Annotated in this window: 3 protein-coding genes; 1 reads left to right on the top strand and 2 read right to left on the bottom strand. The window is 72.6% G+C overall.

The genetic code is table 11. From position 1 onward, the window contains the following. Window positions 1–37: 37 nt before the first annotated feature. Both AE652_RS17405 and AE652_RS17400 read right to left on the bottom strand, forming a co-directional pair. Window positions 38–1,138 (bottom strand): branched-chain amino acid aminotransferase, encoded by a 1,101-nt coding sequence (locus tag AE652_RS17405; protein WP_049652417.1) that lies wholly within the window; start codon window positions 1,136–1,138, stop codon window positions 38–40. Between the two features lie 162 nt (window positions 1,139–1,300). Beyond that, window positions 1,301–2,077 (bottom strand): NAD(P)-binding domain-containing protein, encoded by a 777-nt coding sequence (locus AE652_RS17400; RefSeq protein WP_049652415.1) that lies wholly within the window; start codon window positions 2,075–2,077, stop codon window positions 1,301–1,303. Between the two features lie 219 nt (window positions 2,078–2,296). Between AE652_RS17400 and AE652_RS17395 the strand changes: the two genes are divergently transcribed. Further along, window positions 2,297–5,110: a PKD domain-containing protein gene (locus AE652_RS17395; RefSeq protein ID WP_049652413.1), complete on the top strand. Its 2,814-nt coding sequence runs from the start codon at window positions 2,297–2,299 to the stop codon at window positions 5,108–5,110. Window positions 5,111–5,164 lie beyond the last annotated feature (54 nt).

Below are 5,164 nucleotides of genomic sequence, written 5' to 3'. Positions count from 1 at the left end.
GGGGTGGGCGGCCCGGTCGGGGCCGCCCACCGGGAGGTCAGACCACCCGGCGCATCCAGCCGTGGACGTCCTCGGCGCGCCCGTACTGGATGTCCAGCATGTGCTCGCGGATCGCGAGGGTCTGCTTGCCGGGCGTGCCGGTGCCGATGGTGAACGCGTAGCCCTCGCCCTTGGACTCGCCCTTGAAGCCGACGATCGGGGTGACCACCGCGGCCGTCCCGGCGGCGAACACCTCGGTGACCGTGCCGTCGGCGGCACCGGAGCGCAGCTCGGAGAGGGTGATCGGGCGCTCCACCGGGGTCAGCCCGAACTCGCCCGCCAGGGACAGGATCGAGTCCCTGGTCACCCCGTCGAGGATGTTGCCGAGGGCGGGGGTGACCAGCTCGCCGGCCGAGGTGACCAGGCACAGGTTCATCGTGCCGGACTCCTCCAGGTCCCCCTCGCCGCCGGTGTCGTCCAGGAACAGCACCTGGTCGCAGCCGTTCTTCCGGGACTCGATCTGCGCCGCCAGGCTGGAGGCGTAGTTGCCGCCGCACTTGGCGGCGCCGGTGCCGCCCCGCCCGGCGCGGGTGTAGTTGCTGCTCACCCAGAGCGTGATGCCGGTGACCCCGCCCGCGAAGTACGGACCGGCCGGGCTGGCGATGACCGAGTAGGCGATCTGCTCGGCGGGCCGGACCCCGAGGAAGGCCTCCGAGGCGAACATGAACGGCCGCAGGTAGAGGCTCTTCTCGTCCGGGGAGCTCGGCACCCACGCCTCGTCCGCGCGGACCAGCTCCTCGACGCTGGTGAGGAAGTCCTCCTCCGGCAGCACCGGCAGGGCGAGCCGCTCGGCGGAGCGGGCGAAGCGGCGGGCGTTGAACTCCGGGCGGAACAGCCAGACGCTGCCGTCGGCGTGCCGGTAGGCCTTCAGCCCCTCGAAGATCTCCTGGGCGTAGTGCAGCACGGCGGCGCTCGGGTGCAGCGAGTACGGCGCCAGCGCGGTGACCTTGTGGTCGTGCCAGCCCTCGGCGGGCGTCCAGGTGGCCGAGGCCATGTGGTCGGTGAAGAACTTGCCGAAGCCCGGCGCGGCGAGGATTGTGCGTCGCTCCTCCTCGGAAACGGGACCGGTCGTCCGGGACAGAGGGAAAGCGCGACTCATCGTCAACTCCTCAACACCGCTGTGGATTCTGTGCGAACCGACGCCAACGACCGGCGTCATACCCGTCATGCTAACGGTCGTCAGCCGGACGTGATACGGCGCGGTCCGGTCGGGTCCGGAACCGTCGCCCTCCCCGGAGCCCGCGGCTCCGGAATTCCCGTCCTACCGGTGGCCGCCGTGGAGGTCGCCGACCAGGCCGTCCAGGGTGCCGCGCAGGGCCCCGGAGTTGGCCTGGTCGTACCAGGTGGTGCGCACCCGCTCGTTGCTCCCGCCCGGGGTCTCGTGCTCGGCCGCGAGCCGCTCCAGCGACCGCGTCCCGTCGGCCAGGGAGCGGCCGACGTCCTGGTAGAGGCCGCGGACGAAGCGGTCGGCGTCCGCCGCGGGGATGCCCTGGTCGGTGGCCCAGGAGACGAGCGTGGCGAGGAACGCGTAGTGGGTGGTCTGGGTCGAGGTGACCGCGGACAGGACGTTGAGGGCCGCCTCGTCCGCGACCGGCAGCGCCCCGCCCAACAGCTCGAACAGGGCGTCCGCGTCCGGGTGGGAGGGCTGGACGACGGTGAGGCAGCGGCGCTCCCGGACGGTGGGCAGCGGGATCGCATGGGTCAGCGCGGCGCCGGTGGCCAGCACCCGGCGCAACTCCTCGGAGGCGACGCCCGGGATCACGTTGACCACGACCCGGTCGTCGGGGACGACCAGCCCGGCCAGGGCCGCCCGCCAGTCCTGGCGGCGCAGGGCGACGATCACCAGGTCGGAGCCGTCCACCACCTCCTGGTTGTCGGCGCACACCCGCACGCCGTCGTAGCGCTCCGCCAGCTCGGCGGCGGTGCGGGCGCCCCGCGGGGAGAGCAGGACCTCCGGCCCGGGCTCCTCCCCGTGGCGCAGGCCCGTCACGATGGCCCGGCCGATCTCGCCCACTCCGATGATGCCGATGCGCTGCACGGTGACTGCCTCCGTTGTCCGGTACGGATCTTCTCCGCAGCAGTGTGGCCGCTGTGGCACCCGGCGGCCAGGGGCCCTCCGGGGCCAGGGGGAAAGGCCTCGACACCAGAATCGAACAGGTGGTCAAATATCGGCGGCCCACGCACCGCACCGTCACGTGGCCGCCACAACGATCCGATTCGCGGCCCGGTGCCGCGCCCACCGAAGAGGTACAGACCCTTGCGCCTTCGTCCCGCCGTCGCGGCGACCGCGGCGGCCCTCGCGGCCGTTCTCGGCATGCCCCCGCCCGCGGCCCTCGCCGCCGAGCCCGTCACCGAGCTGTACGTGGCGAAGTCCGCGTCCTGCTCCGACACCGGCCAGGGCAGCCGGGCGGTCCCCTACTGCACCATCGGTGCCGCCGCCGGGGTCGTCCAGCCCGGGCAGACGGTGCGGATCGCGTCCGGGATCTACCCCGAGCAGGTCGACATCCGCCGCTCCGGTACACCCGGTCACCCCATCAGGTTCGAGGGCGAGTGGGCCGTCGGGTGGCCGAACACGATCCCGCTGGTCCGCGTGTCGGGAGTCGACTGGAGGGGCGGTCAGTCGCTCACCCACGCGTTCACCCTGGCCGGGGTCCACGACGTCGCGGTGAGTGGGTTCTATGTGAACTCGAAGGAGGACGCCGTCACGGTCACCGACTCCTCGGCCGTCACCGTCGACAGGCTCTACGTCCTCGGCGCGGTCAAGACCGGGACCGGAGGCGTCTCTGTCTCCGGGACGAGCAGCGACGTCACGGTGAGCCGTAGCCAGTTCTGGATCGGTGACGGCATCACCATCGGTGCCGGCGTCCGGCATGCCGTCGTCACCACCAACGACATCGGGAACACCCGGACCGGCATCACCGTGACCGACGCCCCCGGGACGGTGGTCACCGGGAACACGGTCACCCGGAGCCCGGGCTCCGGGATCGTCCTGACAGGGGCCTCCGTCGGCGCCGTGGTGGAGAACAACATCCTGGTCGGCAACGCGACTGCCAAGCGTTCTGGCACCGCCCAACTCGATGTCGGGCCGGGCTCGGTGGCCGACACCAAGGTCGACTACAACCTGGTCGACGACGGGGGCGACGGCGGCTACCTCTGGGCCGGAACGGCCTACCGGCTGCCCGCACTGCAGGCCGCCACCGGCCAGGGCGCCCATGACCTCGCCGACACCGGCGGCAACCTCCGCGGTTCCGTGCCGACGCTGCCGAGCGAGGGCTCCGCAGCGATCGACTCCGGCGATCCGTCCGCACCCGGACTGCCCGATACCGACCTGGCCGGTCGGGCGGTGATCGACGACCCGACGGTGCCGAATGCTCCGGGGGGAGGCCACCGGGACCGCGGAGCGTACGAACGGTACGGTCTGGAGACGGTGCGCGTCGAAGCGGACCTGCGCCAGGGCGCCTACCCGCTGACGGTCAAGGCCACGGCCGACGCCCGCAACGACTGGCCGTCCGACCTGACCTACACCTTCGACTTCGGTGACGGTAGCGCCCCGGTGACCAGCGCGGAGAAGACCGTCCCGCACACCTACACCACCAAGGGCGATTACCAGATCACGACCACCGTCACCGACGGGTTCGGCCAGCGGCTCACCAGTCTCGGAGACGAGTACGGGGCCTACGGGGCCAAGGTGAGGGTGAGCGACCCCGGCCCGGCGAAGGCCGTGCTGGAGGCCACGAACCCGTCCGGGGACTTCCAGTACTACGTCAGCGCCTTGAAGAGCACCGGCCCCTGGCGGATCGCCTCCTACGTGTACGACTTCGGCGACGGCTCGCCGGTCGAGGCGTCGGCCGAGGACTACGCGGGCCACATGTACACCGCGCCCGGCACCTACACCGTCTCGGTCACCGTGACCGACACCGCCGGGCAGACCGACCGGGCCACCACCACGGTCAGCCCGGGCTTCGCCCCGGCGGGCTTCGTCCCGGTGGCTCCGAAGCGGATCTACGACACCCGGGACCCGGTGAACTTCCCCGGCCCCGGCCGTACCGGCGGGATTGGGCCGGGCCAGCACCGGACGATCGCGGCCGGCCTCCCGCAGGGCGCGACCGCGGCGGTCGTGAACATCACCGCCACCGGGGCCACCACGACCACTCACCTGGACACCTCCACCATCGGCGGCTCCCCGTCGGGGACCTCCAGTCTGAACGTCGCCCCGGGCGAGACCGTCGCCAACCTGGTCACCGTGCCGGTCACGGCGACGGGCTACGACAATTTCGGACTCACCAACCACGCCGGCTTCGTCGACGTGGTGGTCGACCTCATGGGCTACTACCTGCCGCAGGCCCAGGACGGCTACGCCCCGCTGCCGCCCACCCGGCTCGCCGACACCCGGCAGTCCGGCACCAAGCCGGGGCCCGGTGCCACGCTGCCGCTGAAGGTCGCCGGCACCGCGGGCGTCCCGTCCGGGGCCACGGCCGTCGCCCTCAACCTGACCGCCACCGAGCCCACCGCGGACGGCTACCTGGCGGCCCGACCCGGTGGCCAGAGCGGCCGCCCGTCCACGTCCAGCCTGAACTTCCGGCCCGGGCAGACGGTGGCGAACCAGGTGATCGTGCCGCTCGGCGCGGACGGCACGGTGGACGTCTACAACAACGACGGCTCCACCCACGTGATCGCCGATGTCGTCGGCTACTACGGCGGCGGCGCCACGGGCCGGTACAGCCCCGTCATCCCGGTCCGGCTCCAGGACACCCGGACCGCACCGCTGACGGCCCTCGGCCCCGGCGGCGAGACCGCCGTGCGGATCGGCGGGAACGGCGCGGTGCCGGCGAACGCCGTGGCCGCGGTGGTCAACCTGACCGCGACCGGGACGCTCTCCGACGGGCACGTCATCGCCTACCCGGACCTCACCCCGGCGCCCGGCACCAGCAACCTCAACTTCCGCGCCGGACAGACCGTGGCCAACCACGCCCAGGTCCCGCTCGGAACGAACGGCGGGATCCGGCTGCGGAACAACTCGGCCGGCGCCGACCTGGTCACCGACCTCTACGGCTACTTCACCACCGGCTGACCCCGGACGACCCCACCGCGGGCCGGCGCACCCCACGACGGGTGCGCCGGCCCG

It is taken from the genome of Kitasatospora sp. MY 5-36 (genome assembly GCF_001182915.1).
Taxonomy (GTDB): domain Bacteria; phylum Actinomycetota; class Actinomycetes; order Streptomycetales; family Streptomycetaceae; genus Kitasatospora.
The sequence above is the reverse complement of the archived record's forward strand: the minus strand, read 5'-3'. Positions and strand labels throughout refer to the sequence as shown.

Bases quoted from the DNA above. Each gene is read 5' to 3' on its own strand.
- AE652_RS17405 (WP_049652417.1), bottom strand. From the start codon at position 1,138: ATGAGTCGCGCTTTCCCTCTGTCCCGGACGACCGGTCCCGTTTCCGAG.